Origin of the sequence: Bradyrhizobium sp. BR 1433 (assembly GCF_051547665.1) — a bacterium.
GTDB lineage: Bacteria > Pseudomonadota > Alphaproteobacteria > Rhizobiales > Xanthobacteraceae > Bradyrhizobium > Bradyrhizobium australafricanum.
Map to the genome: position 1 here is coordinate 1,824,399 of NZ_JBPUGG010000001.1, position 21,228 is coordinate 1,845,626.

Consider the following 21,228-nt stretch of genomic DNA (forward strand, 5'->3'; position numbering starts at 1 on the left):
CGCGATCAGATCGTCCATCGCACACCGCTGCCTGTGCGAACCGCACAGAGGCTGCTAAGGTTCCAACGCCGAATCTTCGATGAAGGATCATCTTATGGCGGACAGCAAGAAGAAGCGGGGCGCGGCGGATCGCGCTCTGATCGCGTTGAGCGAGTCCTACGAAGTTGCGTACTGGTCCAAGAAGTTCAAGGTCACGCCGGCGAAGCTGAAAGCCGCCGTCAAGAAGGTCGGGCACTCCGCCAAGAAGGTGGAAGCCCATTTCAAGGAGCAGCGCCACAAGGCCGCCGACCGCGCGCGGATCGCGATCAGCGAGCCCTACGAGGTCCGCTACTGGTCGAAGAAGTTCAAGGTGACCCCTGCCCGGCTCAAGACCGCGGTCGCAGCCGTCGGACATTCCTCGAAGAAGGTCGAAGCCTATTTCGCGGCGAAGAAGAAAACCGCGAAGAAAAAGAAGGCTGCCAAGAAGACCGCAAAGCGCAAGAAGAGCTGAGCGGCTTCCGTCATTGCGAGCGAAGCGAAGCAATCCATCGCCCAGCATATGCGGACAGATGGATTGCTTCGTCGCTATCGCTCCTCGCAATGACGACGGACTTTCATGCGCCGTTCCCCGTCCTCTCAGTTCGCCGCGAAGCAGTACAGCAGGCCGTCGCCGCCGGTGCTCTTCAGGTCGGCCTGCGAGCAGCCGCCGTCGGGACCGCGCGAGGGATGCGACGTGTTCCAGGATTTTGACGGCTCGTCGTCGCGCAGGCCCTTGCGGTCGAAATGCCCGAGCATGGCGGCGCCTTGTGTGCTGCTTGTCCAGTTCTTGCAGGTGCGGTCCTCGCCGACCGCAAACGCCGTACCGTCTGCTTGCGACCCCGTCAGCACGTCGTGGCGGTTCGGCGTGTCGCCGGCACCGTTGACGACCTCGCCCTTCTCGGACAGGGCGCTCTGCTTGGTGAGATTGTTGCCGGCGCTGTGCAGGTCGGCGACGTCCTTGGCGACCACGACGCCCTTTACATTCTTCCACGGTCCCTTGCCGATACGATCGCGCGCATTCTCCGCCGCCTTGCCGTCGGCCGCCTGGGTCGAGAGATAGGCGCGCCAGGTCTTCGGCGCACCGAAGCCGGCGGCCTGCGCCAGCGTCTGGCAATGATTGTCGGCGCCGGCGAGCCCGCCGAGATTGCCGCCGTTGCCGATGCCGTTGCTGGTCAGGAAGAAGCTGGTGTCGGCGGTCTGCGCCGCCGCCGGCGGCGCCGCCACGACGACGAACGCAAGACAGGCCGGAACCGCGATATGCGCAACGATCTTCATCTCAATCCTCCCGATGGTTGTTATGGTCCGCTGAGATCAACCCGCAGGCCCTCCGGATATTCCGGCGCCGCGACATGTGAATGAATGCACAAAACGAAGGCGCCGCGGACCAGGCCGCGGCGCCTTGTATCTGTCATCTCCGGCAATCGATCAGTTGGTCTGCTGGATCGCCGAAAGCTCCCAATTGCCGCCGCGCTGGCGCACGAAGGTCCAGACCTCCGTGACCTCCTCCGGCTGCGTGCTGCCGCCGACCTGACGGCCGGTGCCACGCTCGAGCACGGTGTCGACCAGCGAGTAGCGCATCGCGACCGTCGCATATTCGCTGTCGCCTTCGCGCCAGGCTTCCGCCAGATCGCCCTGCAGCAGCTTCACATTGGTCACCTTGTTGGTGACGTTGCGCGCCTTGTTCTCCTCGAGATCCTTCGAGAAGTACGACACCATCTCCGGCGTCGCGAGCGTGTGCAGCTTCGCGATGTCCTCGTTCGACCACGCGGTCTGGATGTCGCTGAGCAGCCGTTCGAACGTCTCATAGTCGCCAGGCGCGATCTCCACCGGCGCATTCGATCCGCCGCCGAGCCCGAAGCCGAAGCCCGAGCGGGCGTTCGCCTGCGGACCGGGGCCGACGTCGGGGCCACCCGCATAGGCGGCCGCCGGCGTGTTGCGGCGCTGCCACCACGACATCGCAAGGCGAACCACGAGCACGATCAGACCGATCTGCAGCAAGAGGCCGAGCATCGACGACAGGCCGCCGAGACCCGAGAACAGCCCGCCGCCGAACAGCATGCCGAACAGGCCCGCGCCGAGGAAGCCCGCGGCCAGACCGCCGAGCAGGCCGCGGCCCATCCCGCCGCGACCGAACAGGCCGCCGGAATTCGCCGCCGCCGGCGCGCCCATGTTCGGGCTACCAGGCTGGCTGAAGGTGCGGTTCATCGGCGCAACCGAGCCCGGCGCCGTGTTGGTCGAGGGCGGCGCGGAGAATGTCCGCGAGCCGCGCGAGCCGCCGCCGCCAACGCGGGCGTCGGCCGCCGAAACGGTCATCATCACGGGCAGCGCCAGCGCCATCGCGACGGCGATCGCCCGAACAATTCCACGCGTGCGTTGCGAGAAATTCATGTTGGTTTCCTCAAAGGATTCCCCGGCATGGGGAAACGCCCCTAAGATGGGCAGGGCCGGTTAAAAGTGAAGCGGGAAACGGGAACCGCGGCTGCGGCCCTCGGTCGCGGAGATGTGACACTATGGTCCTTGTGGATGCGACGGCGCGTCCTACCGCGGGATGAGGCCCGGTTTCAACCACAGTTACCGCGGAATTTCGCCTCGCACTTGCGAGAAGTAAAGCCGGTTGCCGCGGCAACCGGCTAGTTCGCCGTCATGGTTTCCTTCACCGCGGCGACCAGCTGCGTCAACGTGAAGGGTTTCGGCAGGAACGCGAACTGCTGGTTCTCCGGCAGGCTCTTCTCGAAGGCGTCCTCGGCATAGCCTGAGACGAAGATGATCTTCAGCTCCGCGTTGCGGCTGCGCATTTCCTTCAGCAGCGTCGGGCCGTCCATCTCCGGCATCACGACGTCGGAGACGACGAGATCGACAGCGCCGTTCTTCTCCTCGAACGCTTCCAGCGCCTCGACGCCGTTCGCCGCCTCGATCACGCTGTAGCCGCGCGAACGCAGGCCGCGCGCATTGAGCGAGCGCAGACCGTCCTCGTCCTCCACCAGTAGGATGGTGCCCTGCCCGGTGAGATCGGGCTTCGGCTTGGCGGCTTCCATGGCGGTTTCCTTGGCCGCACCGTTGCCGGCCTGGGCCTCCGGTGCGACCTCCTGCTCCTGGCGATGCCGCGGCAAATAGATCCGGAACGTGGTGCCGCCGCCCGGCACGGAATCGACATAGACGAAGCCGCCGGTCTGCTTGACGATGCCGTAGACCGTGGACAGGCCGAGGCCGGTTCCCTTGCCGACTTCCTTGGTCGAGAAGAACGGCTCGAAGATCTTGTCGATGATCTCGGCCGGAATGCCCGTGCCGGTGTCGGCGATCTCGATCTTCACATAGTCCGCCGCCGGCATGCCCTTGTTGGCGAGTTGGGCGGCTTCCTCGGTCGGCACATTGGCGGTGCGGATGATCAGCTTGCCGCCGTCGGGCATCGCATCGCGCGCGTTGACCGCGAGATTGACCACCACCTGCTCGAACTGCGAGACGTCGACCTTCACCGGCCACAGGTCGCGGCCATGCACGAGGTCGAGCTTGACCTTCTCGCCGATCAGCCGGCGCAGCAGCATTGTGAGGTCGCTCAATGCATCGCCGAGATCGAGCACCTGCGGCCGCAGCGTCTGGCGGCGCGAGAATGCAAGCAGCTGCCGCACCAGCGTCGCGGCGCGGGTGGCGTTCTGCTTGATCTGCATGATGTCCTGGAACGACGGGTCGGTCGGCTTGTGCGCGTTCAGCAGGAAGTCGTTGGCCATCATGATGGCCGACAGCACGTTGTTGAAGTCGTGCGCGATGCCGCCGGCGAGCTGGCCGACCATCTCCATCTTCTGCGACTGGTTGATCTGGTTCTCCAGCGCGCGCCGCTCGGTGGTTTCGAGCATGTAGACGATCGCGGTCTCGGCGTCGCGCTCGTCCTTCTCGACGGTGGTGACGAAGAACTGGGCAAAGCGCTCCTTGGGCCCGTCGAGCATCACCTCGACCGGCGCGATGTCGCCTTGGCCCTCGGCCGCCTGGTTGATCGCGGCGATCAGCAGGCCGCGGTCGCGCGGATTGACGGCGCGGAAGATCGACTTGGCGGCGCCGCCGTCGCCGTTCAGGCCCTGCGCCAGCTTGGCATAGCGCGCATTGGCGCCGACCACATTGCCGCCGCGATCGACGGTCGCGATCGCCATCGGCGTATGGTCGAAGAAGCGCATGAAGCGCACCTCGGCGGCGCGCTCCGGATCGGAATGCTCGTCGCGGGCGCGGCTGATCACCAGCGTGCGCGAGGCGCCCGCCGCGCCGTCGGAGCCGAAAGCGAGCTTGTGATAGAGCCGCACCGGCACGGTCTTGCCGCCGCGCATCCGCAGGTCGATGTCGAACACCTCGGTCTTGACCTCGCCCGGCACCGCCGCAATCGAGGTCAACAGCGCCGCGCCGTCGCCCGAGACGATGTCGGTCAGTTTCAGGCCGCCCGAGCCGATCTCGGCCAGATCGTAGTCCAGCCAGTTGGCCAGCGTGGCGTTGACATAGGCGATCTCGCCGGCCGGATTGACCGAGAAGAAGCCGCATGGCGCGTGATCGAGATATTCGATCGCGTGCCGCAGCTCCTGGAACACGTCTTCCTGGCGCTCGCGGTCGCGGGTGACGTCGGCGATCGACCAAACCGCATATTTCGCATCGCGCTTGCCCTCGCCGAGCGGGCGTACCCGCAGGCGCAGCCAACGGCCCTGGCCGGCCTCCTGGCCGGCGACGCGGACCTCCTCCTGCTGCCGCTTGCCCTCGCGGGCAGCCTTCAAAAGGCGGAACACGGCCTCGGAGACGTCGGGGTTGCCGATGAAGACGCGCTCGACCGGACGGACGTCCTGCGGCCCGGCCGCGCCGGTCAGCGTGAGATAGGCGGCGTTGGAATAGACCACGTGGCCGCGGGAGTCGGTGACGACGAGCCCTTCCTGGGCCTGGTCGGCGATCCGCGCCATCACCGGATCATCGGTGGCACGGTCGGAGAAGCGGATGATGCCAGCGGCAAGGGCGAACAGGTTGAACAGCCCGACGGTGGCGAGCAGCGCCAGCACGCCGAGGATATAGGGCTGCGCCTCGGTGCGGCCGATGGTCATCAGCCAGACCGCCACCGCGACGATGCCGGCGGCGATCAGGACCACCAGCAGGATGCTGCCGTTCCGCCGCGCTGGCCCGTGGGCCACGAAAGGCTCGGTCACGGAAGGATCGTTGCTATCGGCGGTCATCTGGAGAGACATGGCTCGTCTGCATCACGAAGGCGACCGGCCGGCCACCTCGCCCCTGAGTGCCTGAATCGGACCCGAAAACGCAAGTCCAACAGGCGGCAATTTCGCAAGTTACGCGCATTTCAAGCGGGTTTTCCGCCCCTTACTGCCGCAGGCCGGACAAGCCGCGCCTCAGCCGCATCACGTAGCCGATGATTTCGGCAACCGCGTGATAGTGCTCGACCGGGATCTCCCGGTCGAGCTCGACCGTCGCATAGAGCGCCCGGGCCAGCGCCACGTTCTCCACGATCGGAATGTCGTGCTCCTTGGCGATCTCCCGGATCTTGAAGGCAAGATTGTCGACGCCTTTGGCGACGCAGATCGGCGCCGACATGCTGCGGTCGTAGGCCAGCGCCACCGAATAGTGGGTCGGGTTGGTGATGATCACCGAGGCCTTCGGAACCTGGGCCATCATGCGCTTCTTGGCGCGCTGGACCCGCAATTGCTTGATCCTGCCCTTGACGTGCGGGTCGCCTTCCGACTGCTTGAACTCCTCCTTCATCTCCTGCAGCGACATCTTGTGACGCTCGTACCAGGTCCGGTACTGGAAGAAGTAATCGGCGATCGCAACCGCAGCGAGGATGGCCACCACCGCCGCCAACAGGTGCACCGTCATGCCGGTGATGGCGGGCAGCAGCTCGGCCGGATCGACCCGCAGGAAGGATTCCATCCGCATCCGGTCGGGCCACAGCACCGCGACCATCACGGCGCCGAGCGCAATCAGCTTGAACAGGCCCTTCAGGAAATTCGCCACCGCCTGCTTGCCGAACAGCCGCTTGAAGCCGGCCGCCGGCGAGATCTTGGAGAATTTCGGCTTCAGCTGCTCGCCCGACCACACCAGCTGATGCTGCACCATGTTGCCCGCGATCGCGGCCAGCGCCAGCAACAGGAACGGCACGCCGATCGCGGCGACCACCGCGTAGCCGAGCGACTGGGTCAGCGCCAGCAGGCCGGCGCCGTCGGTGCGGATCATCCATGAATTGGCAATCAGGTTACGAAGCGGCATCAAGATGCCGCTGCCGATCGAACCCGAGAAGGTCGACAACACCAAGGTGCCGCCGGCGATCACGAACCAGGTGTTGACCTCCTGGCTCTTGGCGACGTCACCTTTCTCGAGGGCTTCATCGAGACGTTTTTGCGTAGGGTCTTCTGTTTTGTCTTCGGTATCGTCCGCCACTTCTTCTCCCCCTAGTTCATCGGAGCGAGCTGGCGCATGACGCCGAGGAAATAGTCGAGATAGGTGTTCATCATCGCGGCGAGCACGACGCCGAAGATCAGGAACCCGACCATGATCGAGAGCGGCACGCCGACGAAATAGACCTGCATCTGCGGCATCAGCCGCGCCAGCACGCCAAGCCCGATGTTGAAGACCAGGCCAAACACCAAGAACGGCGCGGACAGCTGCAGGCCGATCTTGAAGGCGGCGGAGAAGGCCGAGGTCGCAAGCGCGGCGACATCGCCGGTCGGCATGATCTCGCCCGGCGAGAAGATGCGGTAGCTCTCGCTCAGCGCCGCAATGACGAGATAGTGGCTGTCGGTCGCAAACAGCAGCGTGAGGCCGAGGATGGTGAGGAAGTTGCCGATGATCTGGCCCTGCTGCCCCTGGGTCGGATCGACCGCGGTGACGAAGCCGAGGCCGAGCTGCTGCGCGATCACGGAGCCCGCGACGTTGAGCGCCGACAACGTCACCCGCGCGGTCGCGCCGAGCACGATGCCGATGATGAGCTCATGCACCATCAGGACGCCGAGCGAGGAGATCGACGTCAGGTCGACATGATAGGCGTTGCGATGCAGGGGGAGGATGATCAGCGTCAGCAATAGCGCGATCGACAGCTTGACCCGCGCCGGGATGTTGCTCTCGCCGAAACCGGGCAGCAGCATCACCATCGCGCCCACGCGCGCGAAGACCAGCACGAAGATCGCGGCCAGCGCCGGCAGCAGGGAGACATCGATGCGCATGACTGCGGCATTAGTGCATCAACCGCCGATGATTCGCGATGAAATCCGCATCATGTGGCTACTGAGCGAGTCCGCCATGAACGGCAGCGCCAGCAGCAATGTGACGAAGATCGCGAGGATCTTCGGCACGAAGATCAGGGTCTGCTCCTGGATCTGCGTCAGCGCCTGGAACAGCGACACCACGACGCCGACCACGAGGCCGACCACCATCAGGGGCGACGACACCACCACGATGGTCCAGATCGCATCGCGCGCCACGTCGAGGGTTTCGGGGCCGGTCATTGTTGAGTTCTCGCTGTCAGTTGTTTGCACCGTCGTTCCGGGGCGATGCAACGCATCGAACCCGGAACCTCGAGATCTTTGATGTGCAATTGCACATCTGAGGCTCGATGCTGCGCATCGCCCCGGGATGGCGTCGCAAGCGACGTCAGATCGGCATCTTCATGATGTCTTCATAGGCCTGGATCACGCGGTCGCGCACCGAGACCAGCGTCGATACCGCAACGTCGGTGTCGGCGACCGCCGTCACCACATCCATCACGTTCGCCTTGCCCGAGGTCATCGCCATGGTCTGCGCGTCGGACTTCTTGCCCGCCTCCAGGACGCTGCCGACGGAGTCCTTCAGCAGCGCACTGAAGGATGGGCCGGCGACGGCCTGCCCGGCCTTCTCGGCGCCGCCGCGCTCCATCATCTTGGCGAGGTTGGCGTAGGCGTTGGCGGCGACTGTCGGTGAAGCCATGATATTTACGTTCCCTGTTCTTGTTGCGTCAGGACTTGAGGATGTCGAGCGTGCGCTGGATCATCCGCCGCGTCGCGCTGATGATGTTGAGGTTGGCCTCGTAGGAGCGCTGGGCGTCGCGCATGTCGGTCATTTCGACCATCGCATTGACGTTCGGATATTTGACGTTGCCCGAGGCGTCCGCCGCCGGATTGCCCGGCTCGTGCTTGACACGGAACGAAGACTGGTCGGGGCGGATCCGGCCCAGCGCCACGACCTGGGCGTCGAGCGTGCGATCGAGCGTGGAGGAGAAGGTCGGCACCTTGCGGCGGTAAGGGTCGCCGCCCGCGGTCTGCGCCGTCGAATTGGCATTGGCGATATTTTCCGAGATCACCCGCATGCGCCCCGCCTGCGCCCGCAGGCCTGAGGTCGCGATGCTCATCGAGCGGGCGAAATCGCTTGTTCCATCTGCCATGGGATCCTCCTGCCGCCGTCAGGCGGGCTAACCCTTGCTCTAGCCCTTGCCGATCGCAGTCTTCAGCAGATGCAGGCTGCGGCTGTAGAGCGAGGTGACGGCCGCATAGTCCATCTGGTTGGCCGACACTTTCAGCATCTGCTCCTCGAGATTGACCGCGTTGCCGGCCGGACGGGTCTGGAACCCGCTCTTGCCGCGATCGTTGTCGAAGCTGTCGGGCGCGCCGGACGCCGCCATGTGGGTAGCGCTGGTCTGCATCATCGGCAGCGTCCCCACGCCGCCGCCAACCGTGGCGCCGGCCCGGTCGAACTTCGGCTCGACCAGGTCCCGCGGCCGGAAGTTCGGCGTGTCGGAATTGGAAATGTTCTCGGCGAGCACCCGCTGGCGCTCCTGGTGCCACTGCATCTTGGTGCGCAACGCCGACAGGATCGGGAGATCGTTCATGGCCATCGCCGCGGCTCCGTTAACCTCTGGGCTCTTCCGAGGTAGGCAGAATTTGCCCGGTGTATGGTTAACGGGTGGTTAAAATGCCGGACGGATCCGTGGAGAACGCCGCAACTGCGGCCTGCGAGCGCATTTTCGCCACGAATGCTGCGTTAACCAGCACAAACCAAGACAGCGTGGGGCGCTGAGAAGTCGTTTTGGGACAAGCGATTTTCGGTTTATTAATAGAACAGCCGGCTGCAAGCCGCTGGGAATTAAGAAATAAGGCGAATCTCGGGCGCGATTCGCTGCGCAAACCGCACCTATCAATCCGCGCCCGTTGATGGCGAAAGCTGAGGAAGGCCAAGATGGCCGGGGACTCCAATATGCAGGTCATTACATTCGTCTTGGCATTCGTTGTCGTGCTGGCGCTGATCGGCGTGACCGCATGGCTCGTCCGCCGCTTCGCCGGAAACCGCCTCGGGGCCAACGCCAACCGCGGGCGCATGCCGCGCCTGGCGGTGATCGACGCTGCCGCCGTTGACGGGCGGCGCCGCCTGGTGCTGGTCCGCCGCGACAACATCGAGCATCTCCTGATGATCGGCGGCCCCACCGATATCGTCGTCGAGCCGAATATCGTCCGCGCGATGCCCGCGCGCGATCAAATGTCGACCCGCCCCGCGGTCGCAGCCGATGCCGCGCCGCCGCGCGTGGCGCCGCTTCCGGATGCAGCCTGGAACGAGAGCGAAGCCGCCCGCTCCGACAATTTCGACCTTCCCGAGCCGGAGCTGCCGCCGCGTCAGACGCGGCCCTCCTTCGCCGACGAGCTGCGCCGGCCCCCGCCACCGATCGCCGAGCGTCGCAGCGATCCGCTCGCGGGCTTCACGCCCGAACGCGGCGAGCCGCGGCCCGATCCGATGCCGCCACGCCTGCCGCCGCGCTCCGAGCCGGTCGTCCCGCGTCCGCCGCGCGCCGCCGAGCCGCCGAAGGCGCCGCCACCGCTGCGCACAGCCGAGCGCGCCGTGACGCCGCCGCCACCGCCTCCCCAGGCACCGCCGCCGGCTGCAACGCAGGCGCCTCCGGCCCCGCCGCCTCCATCGAACGCCGACGCCAATCTCGCCGAGATGGCGCAACGGCTCGAAGCGGCGCTGCGCCGCCCGACCGGCGCCGGCGAGACCGTCGCGCCGCCGGTTGCGCCCGAGGCGCCGCCGGCGCGCCCGCAGCGCAGCGAGCCGCCCGCCCCGCCCGCCGGCGGACAGAAGAGCGGGTTCGAGAATCTCGAGGACGAGATGGCCTCGCTGCTCGGCCGACCGAAGAATCCTTCGTGAGGCCAGGGGCAGTCCCGCGTAGAGTTTTTTTCATCGCTGTCCTGATCGCCGCCGGATCCCTCGCTGATCCGGCGATGGCGCAGGATATCAGCATCAATCTCGGAGACGGCAATGGCGGCGTGACCGAGCGCGCGATCCAGCTGATTGCGCTGCTGACGGTGCTGTCGATCGCGCCGTCGATCCTGATCATGATGACGTCGTTCACGCGCATCGTGGTCGTGCTCTCGCTGCTGCGCACCGCGCTCGGCACCGCCACGGCGCCGCCGAACTCGGTGATGATCGCGCTTGCGATGTTCCTCACCGCCTTCGTGATGGGGCCGGTGCTGCAGAAATCCTATGACGACGGCATCAAGCCGCTGGTCGCCAACCAGATCGGCGTTGAGGACGCGTTGCAGCGCGCCTCGGTCCCCTTGCGCGGCTTCATGCAGAAGAACGTCCGCGAGAAGGATTTGAAGCTGTTCATGGACCTCTCCGGCGAGCCGCCGCCGGCGACGCCGGAGGAGATGTCGCTGCGCATCCTGGTGCCGGCCTTCATGATCTCCGAGCTGAAACGCGCCTTCGAGATCGGCTTCCTGCTGTTCCTGCCGTTTTTGATCATCGACCTCGTGGTCGCCTCGGTCCTGATGTCGATGGGCATGATGATGCTGCCGCCGGTGGTGGTCTCGCTGCCGTTCAAGCTGATCTTCTTCGTGCTGGTCGACGGCTGGGCTTTGGTCGCCGGCAGCCTGGTGCAGAGTTACGGGGGTAGCGCCCTGCGAAACATTCATGGCCCGTCAGCTGGATCGGCCACACCGTTGCACTATCATGCGCGGCACCGCATCCAGGGAGCCGCGCCGTGCAGCAGCCATTCGACCGCGCCGCAGAAGATCTCGGCAACGCCATCCATCTCGAACATGTCAACGTGCAGGTGCCGGACCAGCGCCTCGCCACGCTGTTCTACGTCGCCGGCATCGGGCTGACCCGCGATCCCTATCTGATGGTCTCCGACAGCAACATGTGGGTGAATGTCGGCCGCAGCCAGTTTCACCTGCCGACCGGCCGCCAGCAGGTGCTGCGCGGCCACACCGGCATCGTGATCGCCGGGCGGCAGGCCCTGCTGCAGCGGCTCGCCGCGGTCGCGCCCAAGCTCGAGGGCACCGCGTTCAGCTATCGCGAGCGCAATGATCACGTCGAGGCCATCTGCCCCTGGGCAACCGGCTACGCTGCTTTGAACCGGACGCCAAACGGTTCGGGCGCATCGCGCTCGGCATGCCCTATGTCGAGTTCGAGGTGCCGCGCGGCACGGCTGAGGCGATCAGCCGGTTCTATCCTGAGATCATGGGCATCCCCGCCAGCGTCGTGAACAGCGATGGCGTCGTCGCGCGCGCAAAGGTCGGCAAGGATCAGTATCTGCAATTCCGCGAGAGCGACGCGGCGCAGGGCGAATTCGACGGCCATCACATCCAGATCTACATCACGGACTTCTCGGGCCCCTACCAGCGACTGCGCGAACGCAATCTGGTCTCCCGCGAAGACAATCAATACCAGTACCGCTTCTGCGATATCGTCGATCCGGCCGACGGCCGGCATCTGTTCACCGTCGAGCACGAGGTGCGCAGCGCTACCCACCCGATGTATCTGCGGCCGCTGGTCAATCGCAACCCGGCGCAGACCAACCGCACCTTCGCCAACGGCTATGACCAGGCGCCTTGGGCGATGGGGCCGGACCAGTATGACGGATGAGCGCGCGCTCTTCGGCGTCACGTCATGATCCGCAAATTCCAGCAAACGAGACGACATGCTTCCCTCCCAGCGCCATCTGTTCGAGGTTCCACGCGAGGTCTGCTACCTGAATTCGGCGTCCTACAGCCCGCTGCCGCTGAAGACGCTCGATGCCGGCCGCACAGCGGTCGGACGCAAAGGCCAGCCCTGGACGATCGATCCCGGCTTCGCCGGCCGCCAGCATGAGCGCGCCCGTAGCGCGGCGGCCCGCCTGATCAATGCCGCACCTGACGATGTCGCGCTGATCCCCGCGATCAGCTACGGCGTCGCGACGGTGGCGAAGGCGCTGAGCATTCCGCGCGGCACCCGCGTCATCGTGCTGGAGAACGACCATTCCTCGCCGGTCCTCGAATGGCACGCCCGCGCCGAGGCGCAAGGGTTCGTCGTCGACACCGTGCGCCAGCCCGCCGACGGCGACTGGACATCGGCAGTGCTGGCAACGATCGAGCGGCCGGGCGCGCCGCCGGTCGGCCTCGCCTCGATCTCCTCGGTGCACTGGTCGGACGGCGGCATGATCGACGTCGACAAGGTGCAGGCCGCGCTGCGGCGGCAGGGCGCGATGTTCGTGATCGACGCGACGCAGAGTGCGGGTGTCGTGGCGATGGACGTGACAAGGCTCGACCCCGACGCCGTGATGTTTCCGACCTACAAATGGCTGATCGGCCCCTACGGCCGCGCCTTCCTCTACATTGCAAAACGCCACCAGAACGGCGTGCCGCTGGAGCAGACCTCCAGTGGCCGCCGCAACGTGAATTCCGAGAACCCGGTCTATTTCGGCGATCTCGCCTATGTCGACAACGCCACGCGTTACGACATGGGCGAGCGCGATCATTTCATCACGCTGGAGATGGCCTCGATCGGCATGGAGATGATGGCGGAATGGGGCGCCGCTGCCGTCAGCGCGCGGCTCGCGATGCTCAACGAGCGGATCGCGGGCGGCGTGCGTGACCTCGGACTCGACGTGCCGGCGCACAGCGTGCGCGCGCCGCACATCCTGAGCCTCGGCATGGCGGGCGGCATTCCGAAAGAACTGATCGCGCGCCTCGCCGCCGAGAACATCCATGTCGCATTGCGGCTCGGCCGGATGCGGATCTCGCCGCACGTTTTCAACGACGAGGCCGATGTCGATCGCCTCGTCACTGTCTTGACCAAAACGTTGCGCGGTTAGCTGGACTTGTGCCGCAGTCCGACGACGCCGAACAGTTCGATCGCTAACGCGACGGCCACTCCGGCCGCGCCGATCACGAACAGCAGCGCATAGTCGCCGCCGCAGCGCGCGAACAGCCAGGACAGGCCGTAGGCGCCCGCCGCCTGGAACAGCGCGAAGGTCGTGGTGGCCTGCGCCCAGGCTGAGCGCTGGCTCGCCGCGGAATGCGGGATCAATTCGTGGATGCGGCCGATCACCAGCGGCACGATGCCGGGCGTGAAGCCGCCGACGATCAGGCTCGACACGATCAGCGCGGCAGGCGATGTCGTCACGGCGGGCAGCGCAACCGCAACGACCTCGATCAGGAACGCCGCGCGCAGTGCCGCGGCGAAGCCGGCGCGATCGGCGAGGTGTCCCGTGAGCAACGGACCGACCACGGCGCCGATGCCGTACAGCACCCAGTAATGCGATCCCGCCGCGATCCCCTGCCCGAGCCCGCGCGCGACGAAGTCGACCAGGAACACCATGTGCGGCACCAGCGCCAGCGCGTTGAGGCCGTATTCCAGGCACAGCGCGATCACCAGCGGCGAGCGCACGCCATGCGACGCGGCGGGCTGCTCGACCACGCCACGCGCGGCAGGAGCTTCGGCGGGCCACGCCTTCCAGCTGATCAGTGTCAGCACTGCCGACAGCACGCCAAGGCCGTACCAGGCCTGCTCGACGCCCTGCTGCAGCAACAGCGGCACCAGTGTGCCGGATGCGGCGACGCCGAGGCCAACGCCGGCGAAGATCACGCCGCCGATCAGGCCGCGCTTGCTCGGCGCGGTATGCGGCAGGATCGCGGTTGCCGCCAGCACCATGATCACGCCGCCACTGACGCCGGCGAGAAAGCGGAAGCCGAAGAACCACACGAAGGAGATCGGCACCGCGCAGGCAAAGCAGGTGATCGCGGCGAGCACCATCATGCCGCGCAGCGCCCACACCGAGCCGATGCGCGCTCCGAGATCGCGGGCGATCAGCGCGCCGGCGAGATAGCCGGCAAGGTTGGCCGCACCGAGATAGACCGCTTCCGCCGGCGTGAACCACTTTGCGGCGATCAAAGCCGGGATCAGCGGCGTGTAGGCGAAGCGCGCCAGTCCGAGCCCGACCAGCGAGGCGCACAGCCCCGCGACCGCGGACAGCCAAAGCGGCCCGCCTGCATCGCGATACGGCGCGGCGTGATGATGGCGCGGCTGATGATTGACGTTGGCTGACATGGACATCGCAGTAGGCCCTCCGGCCGTTCGTGAAAAATGATTAGTTGCGATCGCAGCAATCGCTCGCAGCGATCACGGCTCACCTCTCCCGATCGGGAGAGGTGCACATTCGGTTTGGGGAAGCCTTCAGCGGGAAGATTTGGACGCCGCAGCTGCAGCGAGCTTCTTGCGATAGTCCAGCGCGGGAAGCCCGCCCCAGCCCCAATTATCGGTATCGACTTCTTCGATGATAACGAAGGTCGACTCCATCGGCTTGCCAAGCACGTCACGCAGCAACTCGCTGGCGCCCTTGATCAATGCAGCCTTCTGCTCCGGCGTGGTGGACGACGCCCCCGGCGCCGTCCCCTCACGCGTGACCTGGATGGTGACGATAGGCATGACACTCTCCGGATCGTGCTCGTTAGTGGCCAGCGCTCTGGCCGCCGTCGACATGCAGGATCTCGCCGGTGACGAAGCCCGCGCCTTCCAGGAACAGCACGGCGTCGACGATGTCCTTGGCTTCACCCATGCGTCCGACCGGATGCTGCTTGGCGAGGAAGTCGTGCGTTGCCGGCGCATGCATCGGTGTCCTGATCACACCCGGCGAGACCGCGTTCACGCGGATGCCCTTGGCGGCATATTCGATCGCGAGTGACTTGGTGGCGGCGTTCAGGCCGCCCTTGGTCAGCGAGGCCAGCACCGAGGGCACGTTGCTGTTGGCGTGATCGACGAGGCTGGTTGTGATCTGCACGATGTGTCCGGACCCCTGCTTCACCATCTCCCTGGCGGCGCGGCGGGTGATGTAGAAGAAGCCGTTGAGATTGGTCGCCAGCACCTGCGCGTAGTCCTGGTCGGTGTAGTCGGTGAACGGCTTGGCCAGGAAGATGCCGGCATTGTTGACCAGCGTGTCGATGCGGCCGAAGCGCCCGAGCGCCTGCTTGACGACGCGGTCGGCGACTTCGGGATCGCCGATGTCGCCTGCCACGGTCAGAACGTCGCTGTCGCTCGACGGCTTGATGCTGCGGGAATTGGCGACGACACGCCAGTTGCGGTCGCGATAGCCCTTGACGATGGCCTCGCCGAGGCCCTGCGACGCACCGGTGACGATGGCAACCTTCTGCTCTGCACCCATGATCTCTCTCCATCTGTGAAGCGACCCAGCGCCGCTTCGATGGAGAGCAAGCTAGATACATTCGCTTTCCGCGCGAATGCCCGCTATTCGGCAGACACTCTTCCGCGGCGCGAACGACTGAGCATGATCCGGAAAAGTGTGAAGCGGTTTTCCGGCGCGACAAACGCGAAGCGTTTGCGCAGAGATCATGCGCAAACAAACAGAACAAAAGCGCGATGAACCTATCGTCGCGCTTTTGCGCCAGCCTTGCTGGCCTCGCGCGACAGCCGCTCGAAATAGCGCTTCAGCCGCGGCGTCGCGAAATCGACGAAGGCGCGCACCTTGGGCACGTCGAAGCGACCCTGCGGCGCCAAAAGATGCACCGGCAGCGGCGGATGCTCGTCGCCGGCGAGCAGGATCTGCAACCGCCCGTCACGGATTTCCTCGGCGAGGTGATACGAGAACAGCCGGGTGACGCCGTGTCCTTCGCTGGCGGAGGCCACCGCCGCGCGCACCGTGTTGACGACCAGCCGCGGCGTGAACTGGACCGCGCGCGCGATCTTCGACTTCGCGGCCGGCGGGAAGCTCCAGGAGTCGAGCCCGAAATGCGTCATGGCGATGATCTGGTGCTTCGCCAGATCAGCCGGCTCGGCTATCAGCGGATGCTGCGCGAGATAGCCGGGCGATGCCGCGACCACGCGGCGTACCTCGCCGAGCTTGATCGCGATGAAACTGGAATCGGCGAGATGGGCGATGCGCAGCGCGACGTCGATCCCCTCGTCGATCAGATTGACGGTGCGGTCGAGCATCACGAGCCGCACCGACACCGCCGGGTAGTCCGTCATGAAGGCATCGAGCACCGGCCGCAGCACGTCCTCGCCGACCACGACGGGCGCGGTGACGGTCAGCGTGCCGCGCGGCACTGACCGCTCGCCGCCCGCCGAGATATCGGCTTCCTCGAGCTCGCCGAGGATACGACGGCATGCGGCCGCATAGCGCTGGCCGGCATCGCTCAGCTTCAGCGAGCGCGTCGTGCGATGTAACAGCTCGGCGCCGACATGATGCTCAAGGAAAGCGATCGCCCGGCTGACCGCTGCCGGCGAGCGCCGCAGTTTCCGCCCGGCACCGGCGAGGCTACCCTCGTCGACCGCCGCAACGAAGACCTTCATGGCGTCGATGCGGTCCATCGATCCCCTCGCTTCGCGGTCGCCGTTACTCCTTCACGTCATACTGCTTGCTGAGGTGGTCGCCGATCTGCACCAGCATCGCGACGCATTCGGGATAGCCGGGCCTCGCCACCGTGGCGTCATTGGCGCTGGCGCGAAACTCCCAGCTGTCGCCGTCGCGCAGCACGGAGATGTCGATGCCGTCGGGGCAGTCGGCATGGGCCCTCAGTTCGGCCCGCGCCATCGCGATCAGTTCGGCTTCGGTCTTGATCGGCTTGCTCATGTAACGACGTCCTCCCGGCGCTGTGCAACTGACGCCATGGTTGCCGATTTGACGGCAGGATGTCGAGAGCACGCGTGCGATCACAACCAGTTGCAATTGACAAAATGCTCGTCCCCGGCGAACATTTGGCAGGGTCGATACCACCCGCCGCTTGCACCCCACCCGGGGACGGTGAAGGTATCAAGCCATGTTTCAGGCTTCCTTTGCCCGCGCGAACGGGTCAGCAACGCAAGCCCCTGACGCTTTCCGTTCGTCGATGCAAAGGTTGATCCCATGCGCGACTTTCGTGATGCCAAGGCCATGGCGCAAACCCTGCGCGAAGCGCTCGGCGCCAAATCGATCCCCCTCACCCACAGCGACAGCCTGGAACTTATCGCCAAACTGTTCGGCCAGCGCGACTGGAACACGCTGGCGGCACGGATACAGGCCGCCGGCGGATCCGCCGATGTGCCGGCTTCCGCTCCGCGATCGCCGCCGGATGTCGTGCGGCAAGAGATCGCAGTCGCTGCCGCGGTGCTCGACCGCTATGCCGGCTTCTACCAGCTCAGCGAGCAAGCCGTCCTCAGTGTGATGCGCGAGGATCACCACTTGGCTGTACAGCTCACCGGGCAGCGTGCCGTACCGTTCTTTGCGGAGAGCCAGACCGGGTTTTTCGCCAGGGAGGTCGACGCGCAGATCAGCTTTGTCATCGCGGCTGACGGTCAGGCGACGTCACTGATCCTGCATCAAAATGGCGACAAGCCGATGCCGCGCATTGACGCTGCTAGTGCGAAACAGATTGCGGATCGCACCGCAGAGCGTGTGAAGAAACAGTCGCCGGCTCCAGGAACCGAGGCTGCGCTCCGCCGCCTGATCGAGGGGGCGCATCGGGACAGCCCGACTATGCGGACATGACCCCTGCGCTCGCCGCGGCGACCCGCGAGCAATTGCCACACCTGCAGCCTTTCCTCGCCGACCTCGGCGCGATCGAAGCCACCCGCTTCCTCGGCGTCGGCGCGCAGGGCGAGGATGTCTACAGTGTGCGGCACGCCAACGGTGCCTCGCATTGGCGGATCGCGCTCGACGCCACCGGGATCATTTCGACCGCGTGGGTGTCTGCCGGGCCGTGAGACCCAGCGCGGCTACGGCGCCGCGCTGGCGCGGCGCTCGCCCTTGATCGCCGGCAGCGCGCTCACCGGCGCGACCTTTGGCTTGTCAGTCACCGATCCGGTCGCGACCGGATCGGGCAATGGCGCGCGGGCGGTGGCGTCGGGGAAGCGGGTCTTCATCTCGCGGATGAAGCCGTCGAGCGTGTCGACGCTGGCGGCCATTCGCGCGATCTGGGCGAATTCGGCGCTGGACGTCGCCACCGGCTTGCTGGCCGAGTCGAAGGCGAGCTTGTCGGCATCGCCAGACATCAGCGGCGCGTATTTCTCGCGGAACCGGGACAGCCCGATGGCGTCCTCGGCAAGCGCGTAGCCGACCACGGCGCGGATGATATCGGCCTTCTCGCCCGGATTGAGCGGGGTGAAGTCGCGCCAGCGGTCGCCATAATAGAGCTCGATCTGCTCGGACGCCTCGCGCCAGTGCCGCGACGCCCAATAGATGTCGGAACGCAGCCGGATTGCCTCGCGGCCGGTGATGTTCGAGATGATGTCGAGCGCGAGATCGTGCCGGCCGACGTCGCTCTGCGCGCGCGCCTCGAGCAGCAGCCGCTGCTGGCGCAGTTCGCCGGAAAGGTCCGCGATCCGGGTCGAGCGCAGCGCGGCAACGGCGCGGTCGGGCTTGCGGTTCATCAGATAGACCATCGCAAGGCGCGCCGCGACCTGGGCGCGGGCCGCGCCTTCGAGCCGTTTGTCGACCTGGTATTGCAGGAGGTCGGCGGCCTGGTCGAGCAGATCGACACCGACCAGGCGGTCGGCGAGACGGCGGATCATCTCGTCGCCGCGGCGGCCGATCGGCGTCAGTTCGCGATATTCGTAGAAGGTGCCGAGCGCATCGATCGGCGACATCTCGTCGCCCCTGGGGCCGAGGTAGAGCTGCACGAACAAGGCCGAGGCGGCATCCTGCGCCTGGCGCGATTCCGGCGCATTCGGCTGCAGCCGGGTCGCGGCACGCGTCACCGCGAAAGCGTCGGCATAGCGCGCCGTCTCGGCGTAGATCTTCGACAGCACGTACAGCGTCTTCAGCTCGATATTGTCGCCGCGCCACAGCATCGACAGCAGTTCGAGTTCCTTCAGCACATCGTCGCGGCCGATCTCGCCGCGCTTCTGCTTGAGCAGCGTCTCCAGCAACCTGCCCTCGGCGGCAGCCTGGCGGTCGGCCGAATTGGCGGCGAAGCGATAGGCGTCGAGCGCATCCTTCTCCTGGCCGAGCGCCTCGGCCAGCCGGCCGCGCAGCACCGCAACCGCGGGCTTCAGCTCGCCGGGAACGCCGACCACGTCGAGATCGCTCTTGCGCCGCGCGGCTCCGGCATAGTCCTTGACCTCGAGCGAGGCCTTCATCGAGTCCATGGTGACGATGCGCTGCAAATCGGGCGGCAGCGTCGCCACCGCGAATTCGGCGTTCTTGAACTTCTCGCGCGCCTCGGCCCATTTGCCCTCGCGGGCGAAGGCGAGCCCCTTCCACAATTGGGAATCGTAGCCGTTGCCGATCACCGGATTGGCGAGATCCTTCAGGCCCTGCGCCGGGTGGCCGATCAGGATGCTGGCGACCGCGTGCACCATCACCACCGACGCCGTCTCGCTGCCGCGCTTGCTCTCGGACAGGATCAGATTGGCGACACCATGGGCTTCCTGATACAGGCCGCGCGCCATGTAGAAGTCGGCGAGATCGAGCCGCGCCTGCGGCAGCTGCTCGGCATTGGCCGACGCGGTCGCCGCAATCAGGCCGTCGAGCTGCTTGAGGAACGTGTCCGACTGGTTCTTGCGCCACTCGTCCGGATCGAACAACGGCTTCACCGCCGCGGTCGCGCGCTCGGCGGCGACGTCGGCCGATGACAGCGTCAGGCCGCCCGGCCGGCCCAGCATCACCTTGTCGGCGCCGACCTCGGCCTTGACGTCGTCCGCGTTCGGATGAACCACGACGCCGTGGATCGATTCCAGTAGCGAGAGCTCGACGAAATCCTGCCGCTTGATGATGCCGCGGGTCGGCGGCGGCGCGGTCACCACCCAAAGCGTATCGCCGGCGTCGGGATCGACCAGTCTGTGCAGCTGGCCGGGATTGGCGAGCGGTACGCTGACATTGGCGAGCGAGGGCTCCGAGATGTTGCGCACCACGGTGAGCGGCAATGGCGGTTTCTGCACCCGGTCGGCAAAGGTCAGCGTCCAGCTCACGCCGCGCGAGCGGTCGTCGCTTTCGAGCGACGGCATCTGCGGCCGGTTGAGGCGGAAGCGCACCGCCTGGCCCTTTTCCAGCGCGATCCGGCTGACATCTGATATCAGCGAGCCGGCCTTGGCGCGGACCGGATCGACGTCGATTGCCTCAGCCGTGTCGAACACCATCCAGACCGTGTCGGCGCGGCGGAACAGTGCCGCCGGCGTCGCGCCGGGGAATGAGAATGTCACGCGCAAGCCGTCGCTATCCCGCTGGGCCTCGACCGCGGGCTTGCCGCCGGCACGGGCCTCGGCAGCAGGCGGCGATGGCGCGGCAGCCGCCTTCGGCGCTTCCATCGCCGGCGCGGCGGCGACAGCGGGCACCGGCTGTGGTGCGTTGGTCACGGGCGCCGTGTTCTGTTCCGCCGCAGAGCCGGCGCCACCGTCGTGCGGCGGGGTCGGCGCAGCAGCGTTCTCGGCGTTGGCCGCAGGTGCCGCCGCGATTTTCGGCAGCTCGGGATCGGACGGTTCCGATCGGGGCTGCTCCGTTTTGGCGGGCGCGGCCGCCGGTTGCTCGCTCGTGGCTTGCTCCGGCTTGAGCGGCTCAGAGTGCTGCGGTTCGGACTTGGCAGGCTCGGACTTGGCAGGCTCGGACTTGGCAGGCTCGGACTTCGCCGGTTCGGATTTGGACTGTTCGGGCTTGATCTCGATCTTGGCCTGCTGGGCGATGCTTTCCGACGTCACCGGCGCGATCGCCGCGGCGCCTTTTGGTTTGGCGCGCGCCGGCAACAACGAGCTCAGTGAGGGCTTTGCCGCCTGCTGCTGCTCGTTCTGCTGGAAGGCGACGTCGACGATGTAGTTCTTCTCGTCGCGGAACGAATGCACGTCGACATCGCCAATCAGCGACACGTCGACTGCCGACGTGTCCGTATCGGCGCGCGCGCTGATCGACGCGACATTCGGTGGGGCCGCAACCTTGGCATCGGCAAGGTCGAAGATCAGGACCGAGTTGAAGGACAGTGTCAACTTCTGCTCGTTCAGCACCGAGGAGACGCTGACCCCGTCGGGCACCTCGAA

At 66.2% G+C, this 21,228-nt stretch carries 22 protein-coding genes and 1 pseudogene; 9 read left to right on the forward strand and 14 right to left on the reverse strand.

Features of this window, described 5'->3' with window-relative positions; genetic code table 11:
* Positions 1-94: 94 nt before the first annotated feature.
* On the forward strand, positions 95-490 hold the full coding sequence (locus ACSKB9_RS09255) for a DUF3606 domain-containing protein (protein WP_438080128.1): 396 nt from the start codon (positions 95-97) through the stop codon (positions 488-490).
* Between the two features lie 125 nt (positions 491-615).
* Here the strand turns inward: ACSKB9_RS09255 and ACSKB9_RS09260 are convergent, their stop codons facing one another.
* From ACSKB9_RS09260 to flgB, 9 genes are all read right to left on the reverse strand, one after another.
* Complete coding sequence (locus ACSKB9_RS09260; RefSeq protein ID WP_438072702.1) at positions 616-1,293, reverse strand: lectin; 678 nt, start codon at positions 1,291-1,293, stop codon at positions 616-618.
* 150 nt (positions 1,294-1,443) lie between these two features.
* Positions 1,444-2,406: a Tim44 domain-containing protein gene (locus ACSKB9_RS09265; RefSeq protein WP_438072704.1), complete on the reverse strand. Its 963-nt coding sequence runs from the start codon at positions 2,404-2,406 to the stop codon at positions 1,444-1,446.
* Between the two features lie 242 nt (positions 2,407-2,648).
* Positions 2,649-5,213 carry a cell cycle histidine kinase CckA gene (gene cckA / locus ACSKB9_RS09270; RefSeq protein ID WP_438080130.1) on the reverse strand — a complete coding sequence of 855 codons (2,565 nt, stop codon included), beginning with the start codon at positions 5,211-5,213 and terminating at the stop codon, positions 2,649-2,651.
* Between the two features lie 142 nt (positions 5,214-5,355).
* Positions 5,356-6,429: a flagellar biosynthesis protein FlhB gene (gene flhB / locus ACSKB9_RS09275; protein ID WP_057018335.1), complete on the reverse strand. Its 1,074-nt coding sequence runs from the start codon at positions 6,427-6,429 to the stop codon at positions 5,356-5,358.
* An 11-nt stretch (positions 6,430-6,440) separates the two neighbouring features.
* Positions 6,441-7,211 (reverse strand): flagellar biosynthetic protein FliR, encoded by a 771-nt coding sequence (fliR, locus tag ACSKB9_RS09280; protein WP_016844767.1) that lies wholly within the window; start codon positions 7,209-7,211, stop codon positions 6,441-6,443.
* A gap of 18 nt (positions 7,212-7,229) precedes the next feature.
* On the reverse strand, positions 7,230-7,493 hold the full coding sequence (gene fliQ, locus ACSKB9_RS09285) for a flagellar biosynthesis protein FliQ (protein ID WP_016844766.1): 264 nt from the start codon (positions 7,491-7,493) through the stop codon (positions 7,230-7,232).
* Positions 7,494-7,638: 145 nt separating this feature from the next.
* A complete protein-coding gene (fliE, locus tag ACSKB9_RS09290; protein ID WP_057018333.1) occupies positions 7,639-7,950 on the reverse strand; it encodes a flagellar hook-basal body complex protein FliE in 312 nt (103 codons plus the stop codon).
* A gap of 28 nt (positions 7,951-7,978) precedes the next feature.
* Positions 7,979-8,404, reverse strand: a complete 426-nt coding sequence (gene flgC, locus ACSKB9_RS09295; RefSeq protein WP_438072707.1) for a flagellar basal body rod protein FlgC — start codon at positions 8,402-8,404, stop codon at positions 7,979-7,981.
* A 39-nt stretch (positions 8,405-8,443) separates the two neighbouring features.
* Entirely contained in the window at positions 8,444-8,854 is a 411-nt protein-coding gene (gene flgB, locus ACSKB9_RS09300; protein ID WP_028337153.1) for a flagellar basal body rod protein FlgB, read from the reverse strand.
* Between the two features lie 359 nt (positions 8,855-9,213).
* On the opposite strand from flgB, the gene ACSKB9_RS09305 reads away from it, so the two are divergent.
* The 5 genes and pseudogenes from ACSKB9_RS09305 (at position 9,214) to ACSKB9_RS09325 (ending at position 13,084) form a co-directional block, all read left to right on the forward strand.
* Complete coding sequence (locus tag ACSKB9_RS09305; RefSeq protein WP_438072711.1) at positions 9,214-10,155, forward strand: flagellar biosynthetic protein FliO; 942 nt, start codon at positions 9,214-9,216, stop codon at positions 10,153-10,155.
* Positions 10,152-10,901, forward strand: a pseudogene (gene fliP / locus ACSKB9_RS09310) (flagellar type III secretion system pore protein FliP); the annotation flags it as partial. The gene ACSKB9_RS09305 and the pseudogene fliP, both read left to right, overlap by 4 nt.
* A 155-nt stretch (positions 10,902-11,056) precedes the next feature.
* Positions 11,057-11,497, forward strand: a complete 441-nt coding sequence (locus ACSKB9_RS09315; protein WP_438072712.1) for a hypothetical protein — start codon at positions 11,057-11,059, stop codon at positions 11,495-11,497.
* Complete coding sequence (locus ACSKB9_RS09320) at positions 11,404-11,877, forward strand: hypothetical protein (protein ID WP_438072714.1); 474 nt, start codon at positions 11,404-11,406, stop codon at positions 11,875-11,877. Before ACSKB9_RS09315 ends, ACSKB9_RS09320 begins: the two co-directional genes overlap by 94 nt.
* Before the next feature lie 55 nt (positions 11,878-11,932).
* On the forward strand, positions 11,933-13,084 hold the full coding sequence (locus ACSKB9_RS09325; RefSeq protein WP_438072716.1) for an aminotransferase class V-fold PLP-dependent enzyme: 1,152 nt from the start codon (positions 11,933-11,935) through the stop codon (positions 13,082-13,084).
* Here ACSKB9_RS09325 and ACSKB9_RS09330 read toward each other — a convergent pair.
* From ACSKB9_RS09330 to ACSKB9_RS09350, 5 genes are all read right to left on the reverse strand, one after another.
* Positions 13,081-14,325, reverse strand: coding sequence for a YbfB/YjiJ family MFS transporter (locus ACSKB9_RS09330; protein ID WP_438072718.1), 1,245 nt, complete (start codon positions 14,323-14,325; stop codon positions 13,081-13,083). The genes ACSKB9_RS09325 and ACSKB9_RS09330 overlap by 4 nt on opposite strands.
* Before the next feature lie 120 nt (positions 14,326-14,445).
* The gene (locus ACSKB9_RS09335) at positions 14,446-14,697 is read right to left on the reverse strand and encodes a tautomerase family protein (RefSeq protein WP_038385470.1); all 252 of its coding nucleotides are present in this window, start codon (positions 14,695-14,697) and stop codon (positions 14,446-14,448) included.
* A gap of 22 nt (positions 14,698-14,719) precedes the next feature.
* A complete protein-coding gene (locus ACSKB9_RS09340; RefSeq protein WP_438072720.1) occupies positions 14,720-15,430 on the reverse strand; it encodes an SDR family NAD(P)-dependent oxidoreductase in 711 nt (236 codons plus the stop codon).
* 221 nt (positions 15,431-15,651) lie between these two features.
* Positions 15,652-16,596 carry a LysR family transcriptional regulator gene (locus tag ACSKB9_RS09345; RefSeq protein ID WP_438072721.1) on the reverse strand — a complete coding sequence of 315 codons (945 nt, stop codon included), beginning with the start codon at positions 16,594-16,596 and terminating at the stop codon, positions 15,652-15,654.
* Positions 16,597-16,621: 25 nt separating this feature from the next.
* Positions 16,622-16,858, reverse strand: a complete 237-nt coding sequence (locus ACSKB9_RS09350) for a hypothetical protein (protein WP_438072723.1) — start codon at positions 16,856-16,858, stop codon at positions 16,622-16,624.
* Positions 16,859-17,131: 273 nt separating this feature from the next.
* Between ACSKB9_RS09350 and ACSKB9_RS09355 the strand changes: the two genes are divergently transcribed.
* The 3 genes from ACSKB9_RS09355 (at position 17,132) to ACSKB9_RS09365 (ending at position 21,010) form a co-directional block, all read left to right on the forward strand.
* Positions 17,132-17,752, forward strand: coding sequence for a glyoxalase superfamily protein (locus ACSKB9_RS09355; RefSeq protein ID WP_438072725.1), 621 nt, complete (start codon positions 17,132-17,134; stop codon positions 17,750-17,752).
* Positions 17,749-17,967, forward strand: a complete 219-nt coding sequence (locus ACSKB9_RS09360) for a hypothetical protein (RefSeq protein WP_438072727.1) — start codon at positions 17,749-17,751, stop codon at positions 17,965-17,967. The genes ACSKB9_RS09355 and ACSKB9_RS09360 overlap by 4 nt, the downstream gene beginning before the upstream one ends.
* Before the next feature lie 2,134 nt (positions 17,968-20,101).
* Positions 20,102-21,010 (forward strand): pentapeptide repeat-containing protein, encoded by a 909-nt coding sequence (locus ACSKB9_RS09365; protein ID WP_438080132.1) that lies wholly within the window; start codon positions 20,102-20,104, stop codon positions 21,008-21,010.
* The last annotated feature ends 218 nt before the right edge of the window (positions 21,011-21,228 follow it).